General features: G+C 71.6%; 24 protein-coding genes, 1 pseudogene and 1 riboswitch. Of the genes and pseudogenes, 9 read left to right on the top strand and 16 right to left on the bottom strand.

The features are described from left to right. Positions 1-27: 27 nt before the first annotated feature. Positions 28-999 (bottom strand): glucosyl-3-phosphoglycerate synthase, encoded by a 972-nt coding sequence (locus ABD224_RS20445; RefSeq protein ID WP_344051954.1) that lies wholly within the window; start codon positions 997-999, stop codon positions 28-30. 146 nt (positions 1000-1145) lie between these two features. Further along, positions 1146-1323: riboswitch (SAM riboswitch) on the top strand. Between the two features lie 18 nt (positions 1324-1341). Here ABD224_RS20445 and thrC point away from each other — a divergent pair. From thrC to groL, 4 genes are all read left to right on the top strand, one after another. Beyond that, the gene (thrC, locus tag ABD224_RS20440; RefSeq protein ID WP_344051952.1) at positions 1342-2646 is read left to right on the top strand and encodes a threonine synthase; all 1305 of its coding nucleotides are present in this window, start codon (positions 1342-1344) and stop codon (positions 2644-2646) included. Further along, complete coding sequence (locus ABD224_RS20435) at positions 2643-2918, top strand: ubiquitin-like small modifier protein 1 (protein WP_344051950.1); 276 nt, start codon at positions 2643-2645, stop codon at positions 2916-2918. Before thrC ends, ABD224_RS20435 begins: the two co-directional genes overlap by 4 nt. Before the next feature lie 446 nt (positions 2919-3364). Further along, on the top strand, positions 3365-3568 hold the full coding sequence (locus ABD224_RS20430) for a cold-shock protein (RefSeq protein ID WP_004986573.1): 204 nt from the start codon (positions 3365-3367) through the stop codon (positions 3566-3568). Between the two features lie 330 nt (positions 3569-3898). Beyond that, positions 3899-5524 (top strand): chaperonin GroEL, encoded by a 1626-nt coding sequence (groL, locus tag ABD224_RS20425; protein ID WP_344051948.1) that lies wholly within the window; start codon positions 3899-3901, stop codon positions 5522-5524. A 210-nt stretch (positions 5525-5734) separates the two neighbouring features. On the opposite strand, the gene ABD224_RS20420 is transcribed toward groL, so the two are convergent. After that, a complete protein-coding gene (locus ABD224_RS20420; protein ID WP_344051946.1) occupies positions 5735-6031 on the bottom strand; it encodes a hypothetical protein in 297 nt (98 codons plus the stop codon). 108 nt (positions 6032-6139) lie between these two features. Here ABD224_RS20420 and ABD224_RS20415 point away from each other — a divergent pair, with 108 nt between their 5' ends. Continuing rightward, a complete protein-coding gene (locus tag ABD224_RS20415; protein WP_344051944.1) occupies positions 6140-6505 on the top strand; it encodes a hypothetical protein in 366 nt (121 codons plus the stop codon). Positions 6506-6784: 279 nt separating this feature from the next. After that, complete coding sequence (locus ABD224_RS20410) at positions 6785-7909, top strand: NADH:flavin oxidoreductase (RefSeq protein ID WP_344051942.1); 1125 nt, start codon at positions 6785-6787, stop codon at positions 7907-7909. Positions 7910-8069: 160 nt separating this feature from the next. Here ABD224_RS20410 and ABD224_RS20405 read toward each other — a convergent pair whose 3' ends face one another. From ABD224_RS20405 to ABD224_RS20355, 11 genes and pseudogenes are all read right to left on the bottom strand, one after another. Next, positions 8070-8654, bottom strand: coding sequence for an NADPH-dependent FMN reductase (locus ABD224_RS20405; RefSeq protein WP_344051940.1), 585 nt, complete (start codon positions 8652-8654; stop codon positions 8070-8072). A 153-nt stretch (positions 8655-8807) separates the two neighbouring features. Then, a complete protein-coding gene (locus ABD224_RS20400) occupies positions 8808-10277 on the bottom strand; it encodes an aldehyde dehydrogenase family protein (RefSeq protein ID WP_344051938.1) in 1470 nt (489 codons plus the stop codon). 112 nt (positions 10278-10389) lie between these two features. Beyond that, on the bottom strand, positions 10390-11361 hold the full coding sequence (locus ABD224_RS20395) for a quinone oxidoreductase family protein (RefSeq protein ID WP_344051936.1): 972 nt from the start codon (positions 11359-11361) through the stop codon (positions 10390-10392). 84 nt (positions 11362-11445) lie between these two features. Then, positions 11446-12060: a nuclear transport factor 2 family protein gene (locus ABD224_RS20390; protein WP_344051934.1), complete on the bottom strand. Its 615-nt coding sequence runs from the start codon at positions 12058-12060 to the stop codon at positions 11446-11448. Between the two features lie 35 nt (positions 12061-12095). Continuing rightward, entirely contained in the window at positions 12096-13163 is a 1068-nt protein-coding gene (locus tag ABD224_RS20385; protein WP_344051932.1) for an MBL fold metallo-hydrolase, read from the bottom strand. A 349-nt stretch (positions 13164-13512) separates the two neighbouring features. Then, a complete protein-coding gene (locus ABD224_RS20380; protein ID WP_344051930.1) occupies positions 13513-14619 on the bottom strand; it encodes an NAD(P)-dependent alcohol dehydrogenase in 1107 nt (368 codons plus the stop codon). A gap of 1201 nt (positions 14620-15820) precedes the next feature. Further along, positions 15821-16603 (bottom strand): FadR/GntR family transcriptional regulator, encoded by a 783-nt coding sequence (locus ABD224_RS20375; RefSeq protein ID WP_344051928.1) that lies wholly within the window; start codon positions 16601-16603, stop codon positions 15821-15823. 213 nt (positions 16604-16816) lie between these two features. Further along, a pseudogene (locus tag ABD224_RS20370) lies at positions 16817-17188 on the bottom strand (transposase); the annotation flags it as partial. A gap of 68 nt (positions 17189-17256) precedes the next feature. Next, positions 17257-17841: a hypothetical protein gene (locus tag ABD224_RS20365; RefSeq protein ID WP_344051926.1), complete on the bottom strand. Its 585-nt coding sequence runs from the start codon at positions 17839-17841 to the stop codon at positions 17257-17259. 24 nt (positions 17842-17865) lie between these two features. Then, positions 17866-18801 (bottom strand): N-acetylmuramic acid 6-phosphate etherase, encoded by a 936-nt coding sequence (gene murQ, locus ABD224_RS20360; protein WP_344051924.1) that lies wholly within the window; start codon positions 18799-18801, stop codon positions 17866-17868. Positions 18802-18887: 86 nt separating this feature from the next. Continuing rightward, positions 18888-19784, bottom strand: a complete 897-nt coding sequence (locus ABD224_RS20355) for a MurR/RpiR family transcriptional regulator (protein ID WP_344051922.1) — start codon at positions 19782-19784, stop codon at positions 18888-18890. A gap of 110 nt (positions 19785-19894) precedes the next feature. On the opposite strand from ABD224_RS20355, the gene ABD224_RS20350 reads away from it, so the two are divergent. Together ABD224_RS20350 and ABD224_RS20345 are read left to right on the top strand one after the other, a co-directional pair. Next, positions 19895-20281: a hypothetical protein gene (locus ABD224_RS20350; protein WP_344052037.1), complete on the top strand. Its 387-nt coding sequence runs from the start codon at positions 19895-19897 to the stop codon at positions 20279-20281. A 27-nt stretch (positions 20282-20308) separates the two neighbouring features. After that, the gene (locus ABD224_RS20345) at positions 20309-20587 is read left to right on the top strand and encodes a DUF4031 domain-containing protein (protein ID WP_344051920.1); all 279 of its coding nucleotides are present in this window, start codon (positions 20309-20311) and stop codon (positions 20585-20587) included. Here ABD224_RS20345 and ABD224_RS20340 read toward each other — a convergent pair. From ABD224_RS20340 to ABD224_RS20330, 3 genes are read right to left on the bottom strand one after another with little or no spacing between them, the layout of a single operon-like run. Beyond that, positions 20569-21636, bottom strand: a complete 1068-nt coding sequence (locus tag ABD224_RS20340) for a GNAT family N-acetyltransferase (RefSeq protein ID WP_344051918.1) — start codon at positions 21634-21636, stop codon at positions 20569-20571. The genes ABD224_RS20345 and ABD224_RS20340 overlap by 19 nt on opposite strands. Positions 21637-21664: 28 nt before the next feature. Next, positions 21665-22309 (bottom strand): HD domain-containing protein, encoded by a 645-nt coding sequence (locus tag ABD224_RS20335; protein ID WP_344051916.1) that lies wholly within the window; start codon positions 22307-22309, stop codon positions 21665-21667. Between the two features lie 47 nt (positions 22310-22356). Next, positions 22357-22890 (bottom strand): ATP-binding protein, encoded by a 534-nt coding sequence (locus ABD224_RS20330; RefSeq protein WP_344051914.1) that lies wholly within the window; start codon positions 22888-22890, stop codon positions 22357-22359. Between the two features lie 109 nt (positions 22891-22999). On the opposite strand from ABD224_RS20330, the gene ABD224_RS20325 reads away from it, so the two are divergent. After that, complete coding sequence (locus tag ABD224_RS20325; protein WP_344051912.1) at positions 23000-23476, top strand: helix-turn-helix domain-containing protein; 477 nt, start codon at positions 23000-23002, stop codon at positions 23474-23476. The last annotated feature ends 86 nt before the right edge of the window (positions 23477-23562 follow it).

The following is a 23562-nucleotide window of genomic DNA, read 5'->3' as shown; positions in this document are numbered from 1 at the left end:
GCGCTCTTCCGTGTTCTTCCGTGGCTTTCACGCCACTTTCCGGGCCGCGTACTCCGCGATCCCCACCATGGGGGGCCGCTCCTCGGTGTCCACGGGGTAGGTCCGCGGCTCGAAGCCGTTCTCGCCGCGCTCGAACTGGGTCAGGGCGGGGCGGAGCAGATGACCGCGGGCCAGGCGCAGCTGGGCGGTGCGGTAGATCGCGGCGGCCATCCGGCCGAGCGCCTGCCCGTCCTGGTGCCGGTGCTTGCGCACTCCGACGTCGACCTGGGCGAGGGCGTCCAGACCCACCAGGTGCAGGGCGTCGACCAGCATGCCGAGCTCGACGCCGTAGCCGACGGGGAACGGCAGCTGCTCGAGCAGCGAGCGGCGGGCGGCGTACTCGCCGCCGAGCGGCTGCACGAAGCCGGCCAGCTGCGGCCAGTGCATGTTGAGCAGCGGACGCGCCATCAGCTCGGTGACCCGCCCGCCCTGCCCGGCGAAGAGCGCGTCGGAGGCGGACCCGTCGGACACCGTGAGGGGCCGGTCGTACATGGCTTTGACCAGGGCGATGCCGGGATCGGTGAGCAGCGGGCCCACGATGCCGGTGACGAAGTCGGAGGAGAAGTCCCTGAGGTCGGCGTCGACGAAGCAGATGATGTCCCCCCGCGTGACGAGCAGGGAGCGCCACAGCACCTCGCCCTTGCCGGGCACCGCCGGCAGGCGCGGCAGGATCTCGTCGCGGTGCACGACCCGCGCGCCCGCGGCGGCGGCCACCTCGAAGGTGCGGTCGGTGGAGCCGGAGTCGACGACGACGAGCTCGTCCACGAGCGGTGCCTGCTCCATCAGGTCGCGCCGGATGACGGCGACGATGTCGCCGACGGTCTCCTCCTCGTTGAGGGCGGGCAGGACGACGGAGACCGTCTGGCCGGTGTGCTGCTTGGCGGCCAGGATCTGGCGGAGCGGACGGTCGGCCACGGACCAGGAGCGGGTGGCGAGCCAGCGCTCGACTTCTTCCAGCACGGTCTGGCGGCTCCTCACGGTTGTCTCGCGGTTCGGACGGCCATCTCGACGGTCGTGGCCCTTCGGATACAGTCTTGAGCAACGCGGATGACCATCGCATACCGGGGTCTCCGCCGCCTTACAACCGCGTACCGACAACCTCATACAGCTCATCCAGAGGGGCAGAGGGACACGGCCCGATGAAGCCCCGGCAACCCTCCAGCCGGTTCTCGTAGACCGCTGACCGGTGCCCTCCGGTCACGGTCGGTCGTTCACGCGAGGCTCCTGGCTAGGGAAGGTGCCAATTCCGTCTCACGGCGAGATGCGTCGTGAGGAAGATGAGGAGAAAGGGCCTCGCCTCACATGGCTGTGCAGACTGCTGCAAGCAGCACTGGTTCCAGTGTTTCCACCGTTTCCACCGTCGACCTCGGCCCTGCCACGGCCCTGAGCTGCCGCGAGTGCGGCCACCGCGTCCCCCTCGGCCCGGTCTTCGCCTGCGAGGAGTGTTTCGGCCCGCTGGAGGTCGCCTACGACTTCTCGGCCTACGACACCGAGGGGCTGCGCAAGCGGATCGAGGAGGGTCCCACGAGCCTCTGGCGCTACGCGCCGCTGCTGCCCGTCCCCGCGGACGTGGCCGACAAGCCCAACCTCAACCCGGGCTGGACCCGGCTCGTCCAGGCCGACCACCTCGCCCGTGAACTCGGTGTCGACGCCGGCAAGCTCTTCGTCAAGGACGACTCCGGCAACCCGACGCACTCCTTCAAGGACCGTGTGGTCGCCCAGGCCCTGGAGGCGGCACGCGCCTTCGGCTTCACCACCCTGTCCTGCTCCTCCACCGGCAACCTCGCCGGTGCCGTCGGCGCCGCCGCCGCCCGTGCCGGCTTCCGCTCCTGCGTGTTCATCCCGCACGACCTGGAGCAGGGCAAGGTCGTCATGGCCGCCGTCTACGGCGGCCGGCTCGTGGGCATCGAGGGCACCTACGACGATGTGAATCGTTTCTGCTCCGAGCTGATCGGTGACCCGGCCGGCGAGGGCTGGGGCTTCGTCAACGTCAACCTGCGGCCGTACTACGCCGAGGGCTCCAAGACGCTGGCGTACGAGATCTGCGAGCAGCTCGGCTGGCGGCTGCCCGACCAGATCGTCGTCCCGATCGCCTCCGGCTCCCAGCTCACCAAGATCGACAAGGGGCTGCGGGAGCTGATCGAGCTCGGTCTGGTCGAGGACAAGCCGTACAAGATCTTCGGGGCGCAGGCCGAGGGCTGCTCCCCCGTGTCCGCCGCCTTCAAGGCCGGCCACGACGTCGTACGGCCGCAGAAGCCGGACACCATCGCCAAGTCGCTCGCCATCGGCAACCCGGCCGACGGGCCGTACGTCCTGGACATCGCGCGCCGCACCGGCGGCGCCGTGGAGGACGTGACCGACGAGCAGATCGTGGACGCCATCAAGCTGCTCGCCCGGACCGAGGGCATCTTCGCGGAGACGGCCGGCGGGGTGACCGTCGGCGTGACGAGGAAGCTGATCGAGAACGGCGTCCTCGACCCGGCGAAGACCACGGTCGTCCTCAACACCGGCGACGGTCTGAAGACGCTGGACGCGGTGGCCGGCACGGGGCTCACCGCGACGATCCGCCCGAACCTGGACTCCTTCCGAGAGGCTGGCCTGCAATGAGCGTGACCGTTCGTATCCCCACCATCCTGCGCACCTACACCGGCGGCCAGGCCGAGGTCACGGCCGAGGGGGCGACCCTGAAGGAGGTCATCTCCGACCTGGAGAAGAAGTACACGGGCATCGCCGCCCGCGTCCTGGACGACCAGGGCAAGCTGCGCCGGTTCGTCAACGTCTACGTCAACGACGACGACGTCCGGTTCGAGCAGGGGCTGGAGACGGCCACGCCGGACGGCGCGGGCGTCTCGATCATCCCGGCCGTCGCCGGCGGATGACCGTCTCCGCGGACGCTCGTTACCTTCGGTAACAGGCGTCACCGAGTGTGTTCGGGATTGCCCCCTCCGTGAGAGAAGCGGAGGGGGCGATTCTGTGGGATTAAACGCGGTAGAGTTGGGGAACGCGCTCCCGATTCCCTGATGCGGAGCCATGAATTCCTGCCGCACAGCCGACAAGAAGCAGCCAAAATGTGTGCGCTCTTTGTGGCATATGTCTCTTTCGTGCGGCCTGACTTGACCTGAATTCAGGTGAATTCTCGTCACATTCCCGGCCGTCGGCGTCCGGATTTCTCGTCCGAGTGACCTGTTGCAGAGGGCAGTTGGGCAGATACATTCAGCCGCGGTCGACGCGTTCCGGCGCACGCCCCCAATCCATGGGGGGTGAGGTCTGACCCGGATCCGCGAAGTGTGGATCTGTGCAAGGGCCAGTAATAGGGGAGTTAGGCATGGCTCAGGGCACCGTCAAGTGGTTCAACGCGGAGAAGGGATACGGCTTCATCGCGGTCGACGGTGGTGCAGACGTCTTCGTCCACTACAGCGCGATCCAGATGGACGGCTACCGCACGCTGGAGGAGGGCCAGCGGGTCGAGTTCGAGATCTCGCAGGGTCAGAAGGGCCCGCAGGCCGACATGGTCCGCGTCACCGCCTGAACGTTCTTCGGACGAAGGGCCCGCGCCCCGAGGGCGCGGGCCCTTCGCGTGTGCTTTTTCTCCGGTGCGACGGTCCCTTTCGTCCGGTTCGATCCGGGGCTCTTCTCCCTGTTCGCCCCGGGCTGATCCCTCCGGGGGCGCTTGCACTCGACCATGCCGAGTGCTAATCATTGGCGTTAGCACTCTGAAGGTGAGAGTGACAACGGAAGGACCGGGTCGGTGAGGCCCGCAGGTCCGGTGGAGCAAGGAACCACTGGCCGGCGAGCCGTCCGTCGCGGGCGCGGGCGCGGTCCGAAGGAATCACCCCCAGTCCTGGAGGGACCACTTCACATGGCCAAGATCATCGCGTTCGACGAGGAGGCGCGGCGCGGCCTCGAGCGCGGCATGAACCAGCTCGCGGACGCCGTCAAGGTGACCCTGGGCCCCAAGGGCCGCAACGTCGTCCTCGAGAAGAAGTGGGGCGCCCCCACGATCACCAACGACGGTGTCTCCATCGCCAAGGAGATCGAGCTCGAGGACCCGTACGAGAAGATCGGCGCCGAGCTGGTCAAGGAAGTCGCCAAGAAGACCGACGACGTCGCCGGCGACGGTACGACCACCGCCACGGTCCTCGCCCAGGCGCTGGTCCGTGAGGGCCTGCGCAACGTCGCCGCCGGTGCCAACCCGATGGCTCTCAAGCGCGGTATCGAGAAGGCCGTCGAGGCTGTCTCCAGCGCCCTGCTCGACCAGGCCAAGGAGGTCGAGACCAAGGAGCAGATCGCCTCCACCGCCTCCATCTCCGCCGCCGACACCCAGATCGGTGAGCTCATCGCCGAGGCCATGGACAAGGTCGGCAAGGAAGGCGTCATCACCGTCGAGGAGTCGCAGACCTTCGGCCTGGAGCTCGAGCTCACCGAGGGCATGCGCTTCGACAAGGGCTACATCTCCGCCTACTTCGCCACCGACATGGAGCGCATGGAGGCGGTGCTCGAGGACCCGTACATCCTCATCGCCAACTCCAAGATCTCCTCGGTCAAGGACCTGCTCCCGCTGCTGGAGAAGGTCATGCAGGCGGGCAAGCCGCTGCTGATCATCGCCGAGGACGTCGAGGGCGAGGCCCTGTCGACCCTGGTCGTCAACAAGATCCGCGGCACCTTCAAGTCCGTCGCCGTCAAGGCCCCGGGCTTCGGCGACCGCCGCAAGGCCATGCTCGGCGACATCGCCATCCTCACGGGCGGCGAGGTCATCTCCGAGGAGGTCGGCCTCAAGCTGGAGAACGCCACCCTCGACCTGCTGGGCCGCGCCCGCAAGGTGGTCATCACCAAGGACGAGACCACCATCGTCGACGGTGCCGGCTCCGCCGAGCAGGTCCAGGGCCGCGTGAACCAGATCCGCGCCGAGATCGAGAACAGCGACTCCGACTACGACCGCGAGAAGCTGCAGGAGCGCCTGGCCAAGCTCGCCGGCGGTGTCGCGGTCATCAAGGCCGGTGCCGCCACCGAGGTGGAGCTCAAGGAGCGCAAGCACCGCATCGAGGACGCCGTCCGCAACGCCAAGGCGGCCGTCGAGGAGGGCATCGTCGCCGGTGGTGGCGTGGCCCTGGTCCAGGCCTCGCAGACCTCCTTCGAGAAGCTGGACCTGGAGGGCGACGAGGCCGTCGGTGCCGAGATCGTCCGCAAGGCCCTGACCGCTCCGCTGGCCCAGATCGCCGTCAACGCCGGCCTCGAGGGCGGCGTCGTGGTGGAGAAGGTCCGCAACCTCACCCCGGGCCACGGCCTGAACGCCGCGACCGGCGAGTACGTGGACATGATCGCCGAGGGCATCATCGACCCGGCCAAGGTGACCCGTTCCGCCCTGCAGAACGCGGCCTCCATCGCCGGTCTGTTCCTCACCACCGAGGCCGTCATCGCCGACAAGCCCGAGAAGGAGAAGGCGGGCGCCGGCGCCGGCATGCCGGGCGGTGACATGGACTTCTGATCGACCGGTTCCGGTTGATCGACCGTCCGACCGAGGGCGGCGCTCCCTGGCAGCAGGGGGTGCCGCCCTCGGGCTTTTCCGCCGGAGTCGGGCAGGGCCGTATTCCGGCTGGATCAGGCGGCCGTCGGTCCGGGTGCGCCGTCGGCTGATGCGCAGGGGCGCGGATCGGGCCGTTGCTCCCGGACCGGCGGACCGGACTCCGAAAGGGCTTCAGTCCCTCGGCCTGATCGCCACCGCCAGTGTGTCGCCCGGCCGCAGCCTGCGGTGGAGCCATGTGGCGTTCTCCGGGCCGAGGCCGATCCAGGCGCTGCCCCGGGAGGCACAGGTGAGGGAGCCGATGTAGAGGCTGGAGCCGTCGGTGCCGCGGAGTTCGACCACGTACGGATCGTCCGTCGTGCAGGCGGACCTGGTGAGTTCTCCGACGGCCTCCCGTGTGAGGCCGCGTTTCGCGGCGACGGTCAGCAGCTCGGTGGAGGAGCGGAGCGGGCGGCTCGTGGCCATGGGCATGGCCCGGCCGTCGACGGTCAGGGTCCGCCGCTCGACGGCCTCTGGCAGACGGCCGCGCCCACACCGCTGAGGCTCACGTCGGCGTACGCGGCGGTCGCGGCCGGCGGCGTGTACGCCGAGCCGTACACCGTCGCCCGCATCACCCGTGACGGCCGTACCGTCCACTCCGCGCGCCCCGACCGCCACCGGGTCCTGCCCGAGGAGGAGGTCCCTGAGGTGGCCGCGCCGATCCAGGGCGGTCTCCAGGCCGGCTCTCCGGCGGCCCTGTTCACGGCGGGAGCGGGCGGCGGCATCACCCGCCGCACGGTGTGGACCGTTGCCTACGAGGACCGATTCACCCTGGCCGTCGCCCTCTTCGCCGACAAGCCGGGCAAGAAGAAGAACACGACGGTTCCCGCGCTGTTGCCGACGTCTCCTTCACCGACGGAGTTCACCCGGCGGACGGCGCTCCGCGTCTGGGAACGCCTGAAGTGAGCGGTGGACGCGGACCGGTCGCGGGCCGGAGCACGAGCGTCGGGCCACAAGGCTCTCGGAGCCGCGGACGGGGGCGAGGACGGGGATGGGGGCGGGGACAGGGCGAGGACAGGACGGGGACGGGAGGGCGGCCGGACCGGGGCGGCGTGAGAGGCATCACACGACAGGGTGCGTGGTGCCGGAATGCGGACCGGCGCACGGACGGTTACTTCAGGTACTGCAACGATGCGTGCGCACATACCGTCCAGTCAACAGAGTCACTCACGAGGAGCCTTCCACGTGACCGTCACGTCCTCCGCCTCCCGCGCGGCACAGATCCTCTCCCGCCCCGTCGCGCTGAACGGCCTCACCGTCCCCAACCGGATCGTGATGGCACCGATGACCCGCAAGTTCTCGCCGGACGGCATTCCCGGGGAGGACGTGCGGTCGTACTACGCCCGCCGCGCCGCCGCCGGTGTCGGGCTGATCATCACCGAGGGCACCTATGTGGGGCACCCGTCGGCCGGTGAGAGCAGCCGGGTGCCGCGGTTCCACGGCGAGGAGCAGCTGGCGGCCTGGGCGAAGGTCGCCGAGTCCGTGCACGCGGCGGGCGGCACGATCGTGCCGCAGCTGTGGCACATCGGCATGGTCCGCAGGCCGAACCAGCCCCCGTTCCCGGACGCGCCGCCGGTCGGTCCGTCCGGGCTGCGCATCGGCGAGTCCGAGGCCACCGGAAAGGCGATGACCCAGAAGGACATCGACGACGTCATCGGCGCCTTCGCCGAGGCGGCCGCCGCCGCGGAGCGCATCGGCTTCGACGGCGTGGAACTGCACGGTGCCCACGGCTACTTGATCGACCAGTTCCTCTGGGCCGGCACCAACCGCCGCACCGACGCCTACGGCGGCGACCCGGTGGCCCGGACGAAGTTCGCGGCGGAGCTCGTGGCCGCGGTGCGTGCGGCCGTCTCGCCCGAGTTCCCGGTCGTCTTCCGCTTCTCGCAGTGGAAGCAGGAGGTCTACGACGCCCGCCTCGCCGAGACCCCGGAGGAACTGGAGGCGATCCTGACCCCGCTCGCGGAGGCCGGCGTGGACGTCTTCCACGCCTCCACCCGCCGCTACTGGCTCCCGGAGTTCGAGGGCTCGGACCTCAACCTCGCGGGCTGGACCAAGAAGCTGACGGGCAAGCAGGTCATCACCGTCGGCTCGGTCGGGCTGGACGGCGACTTCATCAAGGCGTTCCAGGGCGAGGGCGCGGCACTCGGCAGCCTGGACAACCTGCTGGACCGCATGGAGCGCGACGAGTTCGACCTGGTGGCCGTGGGCCGCGCGCTGCTCCAGGACCCCCAGTGGGCGGAGAAGGTGCTGAACGGCCGCTTCGAGGAGCTGAGGCCGTACGACGCGGCATCGCTGAAGACGCTCTCCTGAACCGGCCGGGCGCCCGGGCCGCCCGGGCCGCCCGAGCCGGCGGACCGGGGTCCGGCCCGGGCCGGACCCCGGCCGGCTCCGGACGGAACCCGCACGAGGGCGTCGCAGTACTGGACCGAGCTCGGCGACGGTGTGTACGCCGACAGGTGCGGGTGGGCGGTCAGTGTGTGTCCGGCTGTGGTGCGCGCAGGGGGCGGAGGGCCGCTTCGACGCGGACGAGTTCGTCGAGCATGAGAGTGGCTGCCTCGCGCATGACGTCGTTGGGGACGATGGTCCTGCTGTCGTCGAGGAAGTCGTGGACGAAGGGGATGGAGATCGCCTCGTTGAGGGGCACCATCTTGAGGGTGGTGACCACCTGTTTGATCATCTGGGCGGCGCGGGTGCCGGCGGAGACGCCGCCGTAGCTGGCCAGGCCGACGGGCTTGTACTGCCATTCGTTGTACAGGTAGTCGAGGGCGTTCTTCAGTTCGGCGTTGTAGCCGTAGTTGTATTCGGGCATGACGAAGATGAAGGCGTCGGCCTCGGCGACCTTCTTGCTCCAGTCACGGGTGTGCTGGTGGACGTACTGGCCCAGTCGTGGGTGGTGGGGTTCGTTCATGAAGGGCAGGTTGAGCTCTGCCAGGTCGACGAGTTCGATGTCGTCGAAGCCGTTGTGTGCGCGGGCTTCCGACTCGACCCATTGGGCGACGGGCAGGCCGACGCGTCCTGGCCGGGTGCTGGCGACGATGATCTTCAGGTGTGCCATCTTCTTTCCTGACGGTGGTGTGTGCTGCGCTGTGCGTGCAGGGGTGTGGTGGCGCCCGTGGCGCTCCGGCCTGGTGAGGGCTGAGCGGCGCTGGGGCGGAGTCTTCCGTGCGGGTCCGGCCCGGCGGGGGTGTGCCGCCGGGCCGGGCGGCGGTCAGTGCTCGATGGTGCCGGGGCGCAGGGCGATGTGCTTGTACTCGGTGAAGTCCTCGAGAGCGGCGATGCCGTTGAGGCGGCCCTGGCCGCTGTGCTTGTAGCCGCCTTCCTCGAACTCGTCGTAGATGGTGGCCCAGTCGTTGATCCAGACGGTGCCGGCCTCGAGTTCGCGGGCGACGCGCAGGGGCTGGTCGACGTCGCGGCTCCAGACGCTGGCGGCCAGGCCGTAGACGCTGTCGTTGGCGAGCGCTATGGCCTCGGTCTCGGTGTCGAAGACCTGCATGGTCAGAACGGGGCCGAAGACTTCCTCCTGGACGATGTCGAGGGTGGGGTCGGTGACTTCGAGGAGGGTGGGGCGGTAGAAGGCGCCGTTGGCGAGGGGGCCGTCGGTGACGGGGCCGCCGCGGACGACGGGGCGGGCGCCGGCGGCGATGGCGTTCTCGACGAGGGTGTTGACGCGGGTGACGTTGGCCTGGTCGATGAGGGGGCCCATGTCGCTGGCGGGGTCGGCGGCGGGGCCGGGCCGGACGGCGCGCAGGCGCCGGGCGAGCTGGTCGCGGACCTGGTCGGCGAGGGAGCGGTGGACGAGCAGGCGGCTTCCGGTCATGCAGAACTGCCCGGCGAAGGTGGTGAGGGCCTTCTCGACGACGGGGAGGGCCTGGGTGAGGTCGGCGGACTCGAAGAGGATGATCGGGGTCTTGCCGCCGAGTTCGAGGCCGAAGCGCTTGAGGTGGGCGGCGCCGGCGGCGGAGATGGCCTTTCCGGTGGCGGTGCTGCCGGTGAAGCTGATGGCGGGGACGTCGGGTGAGTCGATGAGGGCGGCCGCGGCGTCGCGGTCGGCGGTGAACATGTTCACGATGCCGGGTTCGAGGCCGTCGGTCTGGGCGATGATCTCGGTGAACAGGCGGTTGATCTGGGCGGTCTGCTCGGGGAGCTTGACCACGGCCGTGCAGCCGGCTGCCAGGGCCGGGGCCAGGGAGCGGATGGTCAGGATGACCGGGGAGTTCCACGGGGTGATGACGCCGGCGACGCCGAGGGGCTCGCGGACCACCATCGAGTAGCGGCCGGGGCGTACTTCGGCGGCGCGGCCGAAGTCGCTGAGGGCGAGTGCGGCGTTGTAGCGCAGCTTGGGGGCGACCATGTCGATCTCGAGGGCGGCTTCGGTCTTGATCTTGCCGTTGTCGAGGGCGAGGAGATCGATGAGGTCGTCGCGGCGTTCCTCGACGCGGTCGGCCATGGTGTTGAGGACGGCGGCGCGCAGCTGGCGGTCGTGGCGCCAGGAGGTGGTGCGGAAGGCGCGGTGGGCGGCGGCGATGGCCTGCTCGACCTGGGCGCGGGTGGCCTTGGCGTAGGTGCCGATGTGGGTGCCGGTGGCGGGGTCGTAGCTGTCGTCGTGGACGGGGGAGTCCGTCCAGGCGCCGTCGATCCAGTTCTGGGCCGGGGTGGTGGGGGTGATGGGGTGGGGCATGGTGTGTCCGTGTGGGTTGGGGTGGTTGAGGTTGGTGGTGGTTTGGTGGGTGGTGGGGTGCCGGGCCCCGGGAGCCCGTGGCTCCGGGGGCCGGGGGTCGGGTGGGGTGGGGTCAGGTGGTGAGGACGATCTTGGTGCCGGGGGTGCCGTCGATGACGGCCTGGTAGGCGGCGGAGGCCTGGTCAAGGGGGAAGGTGGTGGTCCTGGGGGGTGTGAGGGCGCCGGTGTCGAAGCCGCGGCGCAGGATGTCCAGGACGTCGGCGGCCTTCGCCAGGGGCAGGTCGAGGGTGTTGACGCCGTGGAGGGTGCGTTCGTTGCGGTAGAAGTCGAGGACGTCGACGGTGGCGGTGGGGCTGAGGGCGCTGGCGATGACGGCGGCGCGGCCGCCGGGGCGCAGCGTGGTGAGGGCGGGGTTGAGCAGGGGGCCGCCGACGGTGTCGAGGACGGCGTCGACGCCGGTGCCGTCGGTGGCGCGCAGGACGGCCCGGGTGAGGTCGTGGGTGGTGGTGTCGATGGTGACGTCGGCGGTGAGGTCGTCGGCCAGGCGCCGGTCGGCGGCGATGACGGTGGCGCCGCGCCAGTGGGCGATGTCGGTGGCGGCGCGGGCGACGGCTCCGGAGGCGCCGGTGACCAGGAGGGTTTCGCCGGCGTGGAGGTTGAGGCGGTCGGCGAGGGCGAGCCAGGCCACGGTGTGGGTGAGTCCGGCGGCGGCTGCCTGGGCGAAGGTGAGGGAGGCGGGTTTGGGGCGGACGGTGTCCTCGGGGACGAGGAGGTAGTCGGCCTGGGCGCCGTCGTGGGTGACGGCCAGTCCTCCGCTGGTGCCCCAGACCTCGAGGCCGCGCAGGTGGTCGGGCCCGTCGGTGACGACGCCGGCGTAGTCGCGGCCCGCGGTGCGGGGCAGGGGGGTTGCGGGGCGGTGGACGGCCGAGGTGACCTTGCCGGCCAGGTTGGCGAGGTCGACGGGGTTGACGGTGGCGGCGCGCACATGGACCAGGACGGTGCCGGGGGTGCGGCGGGGGGTGGGGATGTCCTGGACGGTGAGGGCGTCGGGTCCTCCGTGGGCGGTGATGCGGACCGCGCGCATGGTGGGTGCCTTTCCGTGGGGGGGTGGGGGGCCGGGGCCGGGCGGGGCACGGCCCCGGCCGGTGCGTGTGGGGGTGGGGGTGGGTTATGTCCAGTGGTCGAGGCTGTCGGCGGTGCCGTCGAGCCAGGCCCGGCCGAGGGCGTAGAGGGCGTCGGTGCGCGGGCCGGTGGTGCCGGGCATGTCGGTCTTGACGGCGTAGCCGAGCCGGGTCTGCAGGTAGGCCAGGTGGCGGTAGCCGGCCGGGAAGCGGGCGAGCAGCTCCGGGTCCAGGTCGGGCCAGGCGCCGGGGGTGACGGGGTCGAGGCGGTCGCGTTCGTAGATGGGCTGGCGCAGGACCATGCCCCAGCGGCCGTCGCGCTTGGCGAAGAAGTCGTAGAACCGGCCGGTGCATACGACGTCGCACATGACGCCGTCGACGTCGGCGCGCTGGGCGATGGTCATCTTCGTCTGGGCGACGGCGCGGTCGCCGGCGACGTCGATGGTGGTGCCGCCGTGGGAGTGCAGGATGCTCACGCCGCGCTCCCAGCCGTCCTTCGAGGCGGCGATGAAGTCGTCGGCGCTGCCCTGCTGCCAGGTGGCCAGGACGCGGGCGCCGGGGTGGAAGACGGTGCGGAAGCGGTCCCAGTCGCCGGCGTCGCGCCACAGGATCCAGTTGTCGATCAGGGCGCGGATGGCGTCGGTGTCGGTTGTGGTGGTCATGGTGGTGTTGGGGTGCCGTTCGTGGTGCGGGCGGGTCAGATGAAGAACTTGTCGCTGGTGGGGGTGCCGTCGCGCCGCATGTAGCCGTTGTGGGTGCGTTCCAGGCGGGTCTTCTCGAGCATCGCGTAGGCGTTGTGCTTGGTCAGGACGTCGGCGCCGTTGAGGCGCTCCTCCCAGCGCTGGCCGTTGGAGGTGGTGCGCTCCAGGACCTTCTTGGTGACGTAGTTGACCAGGGCGGCGAAGTAGTTCTCCTCCACGGCGCGGAAGGCGGCCTTGTAGGGGCCGTCCATGCCGGCGTGGAAGTACTCCATGGGGATGGTCTCGAGGGCTTCGCGGGAGTAGCGGACCAGGTCGTCGATGTACTCGACGCCTTCCTCGACGTCGGCGCGGTTGCCCAGGCGGGAGACGTGGCCGCTGACGACGGTGTCGAAGTCGTACTCGAGGACCTGGTGGTGGGCCTGTTCCCAGCCGGCGAGGTTCTCGGAGGAGTCGCAGTCGCGGAAGGTGACCCAGGCGGGGCTGGCGATGTCGATGGCGCCGAGGACCTTCTGGCGGGGCAGGTAGGTGAAGATGTTGCCCTCGGTGTGGTTCTGGCCCTTGTAGGACAGCTCGATGGGGACGCCGCCGACCTCGAGGGTGGCGTCGGTGGCGAAGGTCTCGGTGGGCAGGGGCCGGTAGGGGTCGGGGAAGCGGGCGAGCAGCTCGCGGGTGCGTTCGTGGGCGACGATGGTGATGTCGGGGCCGAACATGGAGGCGGCGCCGATGTGGTCGGCGTGCCAGTGGCTGTAGATGAGGTGGGTGACCGGCTCGCGGGTGACGGACTCGATGGCGGCCAGGAGGCGTTCGCCGATGGCGGGGGGTGCGTCGAGGACGACGACGCCGGATCCGGTGACGACGAACATGCAGTCGTACCAGCCGATGGAGACCCAGTAGACGCCGTCGCGGATCTCCGAGACGTGGTAGCCCTTCTCGAGGCGGTCGCGGGTGAAGAGGATGCCGTGGGAGCGCTCGGGCGGGGGCGCGAAGTCGGAGAGCTTGACAAAGCTGGCGCCCTTGGGGCCGAGGTCGTCCACGAGCCAGGCGGGCTTGGTGTTGTCCGTCATGGGTGGTGTTCCTTGGTGTGTTGGGGTTGGGTTGGTGGTTGGTTGGGTTGGTGTGGTCGTGGTGTGGTTGCCGGCCGCTCGGGGCGGCCGGGGTCTTGGGGGCCTGTTGTCCGGGGCTGCCCTCTGACGGGGGGCGGGCCCCGGGGGGGCCGGGGCTGCGGCCGGGCGGCCTGTCGGCCGAGGGCCGGGGGCGCCGTGGCCGCGGGCGGGTGCCTGGGCGCAGTGATGTCCCGGGGGGCCGGAAGCGCGGAGGGTGCGGGCCGGGGGCCGGGGCCGGGGCCCGGGGTTCCGGTTCCGGATCTCGGGGTCCGGGGTCCGGTGGTTCTGGTCCCCGGGGCCGGGGGCGGGGTCAGTTCATGAGGAGGACGGGCTTGATGACCTTGCCGCTGGCGGCGTCGGCGAAGGCCTGGTTGATGTCGGCGAAGTCGTAGGTGCGCACCAGGCGGTCCACGGGGAACTTGCCCGCGCGGTAGAGGTCGACCAGCTGGGGGATGAAGATCTGCGGGACGGAGTCGCCCTGGGCGATGCCGCGCAGCCGGCGGCCGCCGTTGAGGAGGCGGTTCATGTCGATGGGGGCGGTGGTGCCGGCCGGGGCTCCGCCGATGAGGGCGGCCGTTCCCATGGGGCGCAGGTGGTCGACGGCGAGGGCGAGCATGCGGGGCTGGGCGGTGATCTCGAGGATGTAGTGGTATCCGTCGGGGCGGATCTGCCGCAGCCGCGCGTCGGTGTCCTCGGTGGAGGCGTTGACGGTGTGGGTGGCGCCGAGTTCCTCGGCCAGGGCCAGGCGGGAGGGGTTGATGTCGACGGCGACGATGGTGGTGGCGCCGACGGCCTTGGCGGCCATCACGGCGGCCAGGCCGACCGCTCCGGTGCCCAGGACGACCAGGGACTCGCCGGCGCCGACCTCGAGGGAGTTCATCACGGCGCCGGCGCCGGTCTGCATGCCGCAGCCGAGCGGGCCGGCCAGTTCCAGCGGCATGTCGTCGGGGAGGCGCACGGTGTTGCGTTCGGTGGCCAGGGCGTAGCGGGCGAAGGAGGACTGGCCGAAGAAGTGGCCGTGGACGCCGTCGCCGTAGGCGTTGGTGCCGTCCTGGCGGGAGGCGCCGAAGGCCAGTTCGAAGCCGTGGGTGCAGTTGGCGGGGAACCCGGCGCGGCAGGCGTCGCAGCGTCCGCAGGAGGGGAAGGTCATCGCGACGCGGTCGCCGGGGGCCAGGTCCTTCACGGCGGAGCCGACCTGTTCAATGATGCCGGCGCCTTCGTGGCCGAGGATCACGGGCATCGGGATGGGATAGTCCTGGTTGCGGCTGTGGGCGTCGGTCTGGCAGACGCCGGTGGCGACGACGCGGACGAGGACCTCGTCGGGGCGGGGCTCTTCGAGGGGGACCGTCCTGATGCGGAAGGGGTCGCCTTTCGCCTCGACGACGGCTGCTTCGACGTCCATGGGTGCAGACGGCATGGTCGTGCTTCTTTCGCGGGTTCGTCCCCCCGTTCCCAGGGGCGGGTTCGCTCCGCAGGGAGCGGGCGAGGGGGGTGGGTGGTCGTGTGCTCGGGTGTGAAGGAAAAGAAGGGGAGGGTGCGACCTGGGGGTGGGGGTCAGGTGGTGGGTTCGGGTTGGGGGTGGGGTTCGGTGGGTGTGCCGGGCGGGGGTGCGGGGGCTGGTTGCGCGGGGTGTGCGCACCGGCCTGGGGTGCTGGTCGGCAGGTTTTCCCGCTGGTTCTTCCGGGCCGGGATCGTGTCCTGAACCGGATGCCCGCCTCGCCCAGGGGCTGCCCGGGCGCCGCGCCGTCCCCCCTGGGGGCGGGCGGGAGGTGCCCGCCCTGGTGTGGCGCGTGCTGCCCGGTGGGGTGGCGGTCTGCCGGTGGTCCGGCCGTCAGCGGTCCGGGTGGGGTGTGCCCGGGCTGGTGTGCCGTTGTTGGTCCAGGTCATGTTCCGGCCTTCGTGTCCCTGGGGGGCGGCCCCGTGCCGGGCCGCCCCCTCCTCTATTCGGCTAAGTGGCTTAGCCAATTCATCGGACAGGTGGCATAGCCAATTCCGGGCCGCGGATATTCCGCCCGCCCCCATTGCCGTTGTGTGATCCGCGTCACGGGCACGGGGGCGGCGGGCAGGCCCTGCAGGGAGACGGCGGTACGGCGGGCGGACAGCAGCGATCAGCGGAGCGGGAGCACGATGGGCCGGGGAAGAGGGTGGCGGGCAGACGGGCGGGGTGCGCACAGACAGGGGCAGGCGGGCGGGGCGGGTGAGGCCGCATCCGTCCGTCCCGGACACGGCCAGAGCGCAGCCGGGGCACGGGCCGAGGCTCGGGCCGAGGCTCGGGCCGGGGCTCGGGGCGGCAATCGCCTTGCGGCGCTTGCCGGTCGCTGCGTGGCCGCAGCTGCCGGGCACGGTCCCCCAGGGGTGCCCCCTGTGTGTCCTGGGCCGAAGGGCGTCAGGGGTGCGCCGGGCCGGTGGGCCGGGCGGACCGGGACCGCGGTGAGACGTTCTGCCGCTTCCGCCTGTCAGGGGATCGGCATGCCCGGAAAAGGGGACGGGCAGTGGGGCTGTTCCCGGCTGCTGCGGGTGTGGGGGCTTGCGCTTCCCGGCAGCGGGAACCGTCCCGTATCCCCTGCCGGCGAGGGATACGGCGGGGCCGGCCCGCGCACGTGCGGGCGCACGGCGGGCTACAGGCCGCGGTCCCAGCCGGGCAGGTGCAAGTCCATGTGCTCCAGCAGCGCACGCTGGTGGGCGATCGCGGCACGCTCGAACTCCCGGCGCCGGCCCTGCGCCAGCGCCTGCGCCATCGGCTCGTGCAAAGCGATCTGCTCCTCGAACCCCTCGCCCGTCAGCCAGCTCGGCGCCTGCTCGCCGGCCACCCACCGCTCGTACGCCTTCTCCACCAGCGCGGTGTGCACGCTGGAGAACAGGCTCGTCAGAAACCGGTTGCCGGCCAGGCGCACGACCTCGACATGGAACACCGTGTCGGCCGCGATCCACTCCGCCGCACTCCCCCGCGCCCGCCGCAGACCCTCCAGCGCCCGCTCCAGCGGCTCCAGGTCCCCGGCCCGGTGCGCGATCGCCTGCCGCCCCGCCGTCAGCTCCAGCAGGAACCGCAGATGCGCCGCCTCCCCGACGGAATCCGGCTCCAGACGCAGCATCAGCTCAATGCTCGCGTCCACCATGCTCGCCGGCCGGCGCAGCACGTACGCACCGGAACCCGGCCGGATCGTCACCAGCCCCTGCACCGCCAGCGACCGCAACGCCTGACTGACCGTCGGACGGGAACTGCCCACCAGCTCCGCCAGCCGCCGCTCACTGGGCAGCCGCTCCCCCTCAGCCAGATCCTCATCCACGATGTAGGAGCGGATCTGCTCCGCGACCCGGTCCGCGACCCGGGACACCGGCTCGATGCGGAACGCCCCGCCGCCCTCTCGCGCACCCGTCGACCGGCGCCCCGGCACTGCCATCGCCACTGTGCTCCCACCAGCCGCAACCCGACCTGCCGCACCCGCACCCTTACGCACCGAGCGCGGCCATCCGGCCATGATAAACACCCCCGCCCCACCCCCGGACCACACGCCGCGACCACTCCCGGGCCCCCACAGCCACCCCCTCACCCCAAGCCCCGGCACCGGTCACCCCCTCACCCCGCCCGGCTCACCGCATACGCCGGCACACCGTGCATGTCCCAGGCGATGCCGCTGCACCCCGGCCGGCCTCGTCCCCTTCTTCAGGAAACCGGTGTCGTCCACGACCAGGACGGCGTTCGGGCCGCCGAGGTTGTCGACCGCGTACCGGCGCATGTCGTCGAGGACCTCATCGGCATCCCAGCCGATCCGGTTCGGCAACCGCTGAATACGGTCCGGACCCGTGTGGCCGGCCTGTTCCGCCGGCGTCCAGCCGTTCTTCCGCTGCAGCGGAGCGATCGGACCCCGCATACAGGCCAGTGCCGACTCCCGCGGCTCCGACCGGCTGAACCGGTGCACGAACCGCCCACGCACAGCATCCGGTTCACCCGCCCACAACCCGACATCAGCAAGGTCCCCACCCATGACCACACCAGCGACCGACCTGGCCACCGGTCACGGCAAGCACCGTTGCGGTACTCACCGTTGCAGTACTAGGGACTGCCCATCGGCTCGATGTCGGTCCGCACGGGGTGGCCCCAGATCCGTACCACCTCGTAGTCGGTGAACTCGTGCACGAGCCGGTAGGCCGACGCGGCGCGGGGCGCCCGGCGCTGGGCGGCGATGAACAGCTCCGCCTCGCGCCGGTCCCGGCGCGGGGTCCCGCACAGCTGCCACTCCCGGCCGTTCCACATCTCCGGCAGCCACCGCTGCTGGGGCTGCGGCCGGTCCCCCCGCACCCCGTAGCGGGAGGGGACGCGGCCTGCGGGCTCGGTGCGGGGACGGTCGTACGCCGGATAGGAGCCGTTCACCCGGGAGCGGTGGGCGGCCCGCCGCCGGGTCTCGCACAGCAGACACAGATCGGGCGCGCTGGTGTCGACGGGCCCGTTCGGATGCTCGGGACACCGGGTGGTGGGCGCGGCCGTCGTCACGGTCTCGTCCAGCAGCTCCAGAGCACGCCGAAGGTCCGCCCGCACCTCGTGCAGCTTGGCGTCGGGCGTGTCGGCGGACAGCGCCTCGCCGTGCTCGCCGAGCAGGCGGAGGGCGCGGCCGAGAGCGGTGAGCTGGGCGTGGTTCATGATGTCCTCCAGCGTAGGCCGGGCTCAGCTCCTCGCCCCCTCGAGGGCGGCGCGCAGATGGCCGTCGGACTCCTCCAGCAGACGGGCGGCCGTCGGGCCGTCGACATCGGCCAGGAGGGTGAGGATCGCGTTCTTCACCTCGCCGTCCGTGGCCGCCAGGGCCCGCTCGATCTCGTCGTCCGAGGCGCCCGTGGCGAGGGCGACGATACGGCGGGAGCGGGCGCGGAGCTTGTCGTTGGAGGCGCGTACGTCGACCATCAGGTTCCCGTAGGTCTTGCCCAGGCGGATCATCGTGATCGTCGAGATCATGTTCAGGACCAGCTTCTGGGCCGTTCCGGCCTTCAGCCGGGTGGAGCCGGTGAGGAGTTCGGGGCCGACGACGACCTCGATGCCGTACTCGGCGGCGGCTGCCAGCGCGCTGTTCGCGTTGCAGGCCAGGCCGATGGTCAGGGCGCCCAGCTTCCGGGCGTGCTCCACCGCGCCGACGGCGTAGGGGGTGCGGCCGGAGGCGGAGATGCCGACCACCGTGTCGTCCGGGGTGAGCTTCAGGGCGTCGAGGGCCTCGACCGCCAGTTCCCTCGAGTCCTCCGCGCCCTCGACCGAGGTGATCACGGCCTCGGGGCCGCCCGCGATCAGACCGACCACCTGCGACGGATCGGTGTTGAAGGTCGGCGGGCACTCCGAGGCGTCGAGCACGCCCAGCCGCCCCGCCGTGCCCGCGCCGGCGTAGAGCAGCCGGCCGCCGCGCGCCATCCGCTCGGCCACCGCGTCGATCGCGGCGGCGATCCGCGGCAGCTGTCCGGCGACGGCGGCGGGCACGGTGGCGTCCTCGGCGTTCATCAGCCGCGCGATCTCCAGCGTGGGCAGCCGGTCGATCTCCGCCAGCTCGGGGCGGAACGCCTCGGTCGTCAGCGCCTCCAACTCGGTGCGCAGCTCACGGTAGGGGGGCGTGGAGGTCATGAAGGGAGACTCTCTTCGTGCGATGCGGTACGGCCGACCGTACTGATCCTCGCGCGTCGCCCGGCTCCGCGCGCCTGCCGCGCGGGCTACGCGCGCCTGGTCCGCGGGCTGCGCCGGTGGGCCAGCGCCTCGTACGACGCCGCCAGCGCCGGGGCCGCGGTCTCGTACGTCCGCTGCGCCACCCCGACGAACAGGCAGTCCACCACCAGCAGCTGACCGGTCCGGGAGGACATCGCCGCCGGGCGCAGCTCGCTCTCGCGGGCGGTGGAGGTGGTCAGGACGTGGTCGGCGTACTGCGTGACGGGCGCGTCGGGCCGGCCGGTGATCGCGACGGTGGTCGCGCCGCGCTCGAAGGCCACCCGCAGGGGCTCGATCACGTCCCGGGTCGACCCCGAGTGGGTGATCGCGACCGCCACGTCGCCGGCACGCAGCTGCACCGCGTTGGTGACGGCGAGGTGCGGATCGCCGGGGGCGTGGGCCATCAGTCCTATGCGCAGCAGCTTCTGGGTGAGGTCCTGGGCGACCAGACCGGAGGCGCCGATGCCGTAGACGTCGATGCGACGGGCGGAGACCAGGGCGGTGACGGCCGCGCCGAGCTGGACCGTGTCGAGGCCGGCGGCGGTGTCGGCGAGGGTCTGCTGCTCGTCGTGGGCGAGCTTGGCGACGACATCGGCGATGGGGTCGTCCACCGTGATGTCGGTCGTGAGGGCGGGCGCACGGCCCGACTGCTGCTGGGCGGCCAGACCCGCGAGCGCCAGACGCAGATCGCGGTAGCCCGGATAGCCCAGCACCCGGGCGGTGCGGACGACGGTCGCCTCGCTGGTGCCGGTGCGCTCGGCGAGACCGGTGACCGTGAGGGCCGCGCAGCCGGCCGGGTCGCTCGCGACGGCCTCGGCGACCCGCTGCATGGAGCGGGTCATCGTGGGCGCGAGCGTGCGCACCTTGGCCGCGAGAGCGGCGGGGGCGGGAGGAACCGGGGGCATACCGCCGGAAGTGCCTGTGCCTCCGTAAGTTTCTTTTATGCCCTGGGCCACACTGTGAAAGGTATTTTCCGTTCGATGACGCGGTCAAGACTGCGCACAATGGAGACATGATGGCCCCCGTAAGCCCACTGGAGCAGGCCCTGCACGCCGCCCGCGCCCTCGTTCTCGCCGATCTGGTCGCGGCGGAGGTCGCCGAGGCGGACGTGGTCTCGCTCGTGGAGGACTCCGTCGCCCGGCGCCGCTGGTGGGTCGAGCAGTGGCCGGACGGCGCGGAGTTCGTGGCCGGGCTGGTCGCGCAGGACGTCCAGGACGCCCTCCTGGAGCGGTACGGCCGCTGGCCGCTGTGCCCGGTGTGCGGCCACGGCGACCCGCACGCGCTGGACGTCGAGCCCGAACTCGGACCCGACCCGCACTGGGTGTGCCCCAAGGCGGGCGTGAAGGTGGCCCCGGTGGGCGGACTGGCGGAGGCGGCCGGCGGCGGGGAACCGTCCTCATGACGCGGCGGTGACCCACCGGACGACCCCATGGCCCTCTACATCGATCCCCCCACCTGGCCGGGCCACGGCCTGATGTGGTCCCACCTGGTCAGCGACGTCTCCTTCGAGGAACTCCACCTCTTCGCCGCGTCGTTGGGCATCCCCCGGCGCGCCTTCGAACGGGACCACTACGACCTGCCCGCCCACCGCTACGCCGACGCGGTGGCGGCCGGCGCGATCGAGGTCAGCAGCCGCGAGGTGGTGCGGCTGCTGCACGCCGCAGGGCTGCGCCGCCCCCGGCGATGGACTCAGGCACGCAGCTCGTAGACGTACTCGGCGCCGTTCTTCGCGACACGGGTGAACCCGGCACGGGTGACGACGTTCTGCGAGGGCGTGTTCTCCCGGGCGATGACGGCGGCCACCGTCCGTACGCCGTCCTGCGCCAGCGCCCACGCCGACAGCGCGCGCAGCGCCTCGGTGGCGTAGCCGTTCCCGCGGGCGCCCACCACGAGGTCGTAGCCGATCTCCACCCGGCCGGTCCCGTCCGGGACGCCGTGGAATCCCATGGCGCCCACCGCGCGGTCGTCCTCGCGCCGCACCAGCGTGTACATGCCCCACTGCGGGTGGAACACCCCGTCCTCGTACTGCTGGAACATGAGCCCCGCGCCCACGCGGGTGCCGTCGGCCGGCTGCGCGCCCACCCACTCCCAGCCGCCGTCGCCGCCGTGGTTCAGATCGCGGGCGGCGGCGGGGCAGACGCCCTCCAGGGTCAGCCGCTCGGTGGGCAGGACAGGAGGGTTGTTCCACCGCCACTCGGTGACCGGCGCACGCCCGGGCAGCTCGCCGCGGCCGGTGGCCCACAGCAGGGTCGGCCAGGGGGCGGCACCCGGCCTGACCCACGGGAAGATCCGGGTCAGCACGCCCTCGCACAGTTCGGCGGGCGGCTCGTACGCCAGCCCCAGGCCGACGGCGATGTCATGCGTGTGCAGCAGCACCTCGGTGACCCCCATCGCGGCGAAGCCCTCGCGGTTCACGCTGCGGAAGGGGTAGGGGTGGAAGGCCCGCACCGCGCGCGGGGCGGTGCGCACGGTCGCGACGAGCAGCGCGCCGGCCGTCTCGAGCATCCGCAGGACGTCCGCGGTGCCGGTGCCCTCGTCGAGGGCGAGGCGGAAGGGGAGGTACGCGTCCTGCGCACGCCCGGCCAGCTGCCTCGCGTAGGTGAAGAGGGCATGCGCGGTGTGCTCCGCGGTGTGCCGGCAGCTCCACTCCAGCCGCCCGGCCCTCACCCCGTCCCAGTCCCGGTCCGCCGCCGTCCGCAGCAGGGTCACGGCACTCGCGACGGCCTGCTCCACCTGTTCCCCGCCCCATGCGCGCATACGGCGCAGGGTAGACCCGGCGGGGTCGTCACGACGACAGCGTTTCCAGCTCGGACGTCAGGTTGTGGCGGGCGGCGGCCTCCCAGTGCTCCGCTCCGTACGGGGTGCGGAAGAGGGCGGGCAGGGCGAGGAGCCGGCGCAGGACGGCGGCACGGCCCTCGCGGAAGGCGGCACCGGGGATGAAGTGGTACTCCTCGCGGACGGCCGCGGTGTAGGCGGCGTACGCCGACGGGGGCGCGGCGAGGATCGCCAGGTCGGCGTCGCACAGCACCTGGCCGTCGCGGTCGCCGTCGGCCGGGTCGTGCGTGACGGTGAGACGGACCAGCCGGGCCACCTCGGCGGTCTTCCCGGCGCTCACCCCGGCCTCCGGGAGGGCGCGCTCGGCGAGACGGGCGGACCGCTCCTCGTTCTCGGACCGCTCGGGCCGGTAGACGGCGTCGTGGAACCAGGCCGCCAGCCGGACCACGTCCGGGTCGTCGGCGTACCCCTCCAGCAGGTCGATGTGGTCGAGGACGGCGGTGAGATGCGTGAGCGTGTGGTAGCGCCGCTGCGGCTCCTGCCAGCGCCGGAGCAGATTGTCGGCGTACGGCACCGGGTCGGGACCGCCACCGGGCCCACGGACCCCTTCGAGAGCACGGGTCCAGCGGGCACGCAGGGCGTCTGGGTCGGGCATGGGGTCATTCTCCCCGGTGCGCGCGGCTCCGCGTCGCCGGAGGATCCTTACTCAGGCAGTGAGCCCGGCATCCGGAAGGGCACGTGAACGCGGCGTTCGGCCCCCGCGCACGTCATCGGAAGATCCACCTCGGCTCGTACCGTCTTTCCGGGACCGCCCCCTTCCCGTGGCTCGACGGACAGTCGGCTTGCCAGGCAGGTCACCAACCACAGACCACGGCCTGCTTCTGCCTCGGGGTTCTCGGGCGCGCACGGCCGGGCCGGCGGCACGCGGTCGTCTCTGGTGTCGGTGACCTCGACGCGTACACGATCGCGGGCGGCGGACAGTGTCAGGCTCAGATGGAAGTCGCGGCCGGGGACACGGCCGTGCGTCACCGCGTTCGCGACGAGTTCCGCCACGATCAGGGTCAGCGTCTCGTTCACTTCCGAGTCGTACGGGAAGCCCCAGGCGTCCAGGCGATGAGAGGCGAGCCGTCGGGCCAGGCGCGCCCCGCGCGGCGTGGACGTGAAGGTCATGGCGAACCGCGTCTCGGGGTCGGCGATGTGCCCCGCCTTCCCGAACGGGGGATTCTCAGTCGTCATGCCGGTGAGCCTCGCGGCCCGCGCATACGGTGACCAGTGACGAGCCTCTTACACAGTGTGGTTGTGGGGGTGCTGCGCGTGGCTGTCGGAGCAGGGAAGGGGACGGGCGATGGCGCAGATCACGGGGCAGTCGTCGGCACGGGAGGCGGACCCCGCCAACGAACTTCTGCGGTGCTTCGGCAGGCAGATGAAGATCCTCCGCGAGCGGGCGGGACTCACCCAGGCCGCGCTCGCCCAACAACTCGGATACAGCGAGGCGCAGATCGCCGCGATCGAGCAGGGGCGCCGCATTCCACGGCCGGAGACCATCGACCGGCTCGACAGCCTGCTGAACGGCAACGGGCTGCTGATCGCCATGAAGCGGGCCGTGGCGCTCACCCGGTATCCGGCCTTCTTCCGTGATGCGGCGCGGATCGAGGAGGAAGCCGTCGAGTTCCACGCGTACGCGGTGCTCGCCGTGCCCGGTCTGCTGCAGACCGAGGAGTACGCACGGACCATGTTCACCGTGCGCAGGCCGCGGCGGCACGAGGACGAGATCGAGGAGATGGTGGCGGCGCGGCTGGCCCGCCACAAGATCTACCTCTGATCTTGCGAGAGTGCCCCGGCCTTCAGGCCGGGGGTGAATCGCATCTCTGACCTCAGCCGTGGGCACGGGTCCGCACTGTCTACCCA

The sequence above is a fragment of the Streptomyces thermoalcalitolerans genome (assembly GCF_039525155.1).
GTDB lineage: Bacteria > Actinomycetota > Actinomycetes > Streptomycetales > Streptomycetaceae > Streptomyces > Streptomyces thermovulgaris.
The sequence above is the reverse complement of the archived record's forward strand: the minus strand, read 5'-3'. Positions and strand labels throughout refer to the sequence as shown.